This is a genomic window from Mycobacterium sp. SMC-17 (genome assembly GCF_045310915.1).
Taxonomy (GTDB): domain Bacteria; phylum Actinomycetota; class Actinomycetes; order Mycobacteriales; family Mycobacteriaceae; genus Mycobacterium.
On record NZ_JBJIAK010000150.1, the window covers coordinates 1 to 1338 of the forward strand.

Genomic DNA, 1338 nt, shown 5'->3' on the forward strand with positions numbered 1-1338 from the left:
GGGACTTGACCCCGTGTGTTGGACACGCTGAATCCCGCAAGGTTGGCGGGGGAAGCGAGATGATCCACCACGATGGCAAGGAAAAATTACCCTGACGAGTTCAAACGGGACGCGGTAGCGCTGTACCGAGACACCGAGGGCGCCACGATCACGCAGATCGCCGACGAACTCGGCATCTCCGGTGTGACGCTCTCAGCGTGGTGCAAAGCCGCCGGGGTGCCGATCAGGCACCGCAACCCCACCGCAGCAGCACAGCCGAGCCCCGGCGTTGAGACCCCAGAGCAGGAGCTGGCCCGGCTACGGGCCGAGAACAAGGCGTTACGCGCCACGGAGGCTCGGTTGTCTACCGAGCGTGACATTCTGCGGTCGGCGGCCAAGTATTTCGCCGGGGAGACGAACTGGTGAGCCGCTTCCAGTTCGTCGCCGACCACCTGCACACCTTCGAGGTGAAGTGGCTGTGCGCAGTCGTCGAGGTTGCGCGTTCATCGTTCTACGCCTGGTTGGCCGCTGCCGACGGACGCGCCGCCCGCCAGGCCGCTGACAAGGCGCTGGCCGCGCGTATCCGCACCGTGCACGATGAGGACAACACCTACGGGGCGCCGCGGATCACCGCTGAACTCAACGACGGTGCACCCGACGGTGAGCGGGTCAACCACAAGCGGGTGGCCCGGGTCATGCGCAGTGCCGGGATCGCCGGCTACCGCCGCCGGCGACGGGTGAAGACCACCACGCCGGATCCGGCCAAACAGAAAGTCCCGGACCTGCTCAACCGGGACTTCACCGCCGCGGCACCCAACGTCAAGTACGTCGGCGACATCACCTACCTGCCATTGGCAAGCGGTTCGAATCTGTATCTGGCGACCGTGATCGACTGCTTCTCCGGACGGGTGGCGGGGTGGGCGATCGCCGAGCACATGCGCACCGAACTGGTCGAAGATGCCCTCAAAGCCGCTGCGGCGCTGCGCGGCTCCCTGACCGGTGCAGTGTTCCACACAGATCACGGAAGTCAGTACACCTCAAGGGATTTCGCGAACCTCTGCCGTGACTTGGAGGTCACCCAGTCTATGGGTGGCGTCGGGTCAAGTGCCGATAACGCGCTGGCCGAATCGTTCAACGCCGCCCTCAAACGCGAGATCCTGCAGGACCGCAGCCACTGGCCCGACGCTGCTACCTGCCGCCGCGAAGTGTTCCGCTGGCTGGCTCGCTACAACACCAAACGACGGCACTCCCGGTGCCGCTATTCCAGCCCTGCGACCTACGAAAGGACCCTAACACCGGCTACGCTGCCAGTAGCCGCGTAACCACAAATCCCGTGTCCACTACATGGGGGCAAGGCCC

At 65.2% G+C, this 1338-nt stretch carries 1 protein-coding gene; it reads left to right on the forward strand.

Annotation, left to right across the window (positions count from 1 at the left end; translation table 11 throughout):
- Positions 1-72: 72 nt before the first annotated feature.
- A protein-coding gene (locus tag ACJH7A_RS30495) for an IS3 family transposase (protein ID WP_109557065.1) occupies positions 73-1301 on the forward strand; the annotation gives its coding sequence in 2 pieces (ribosomal slippage) (positions 73-385 and positions 385-1301; 1230 coding nt in all).
- Positions 1302-1338 lie beyond the last annotated feature (37 nt).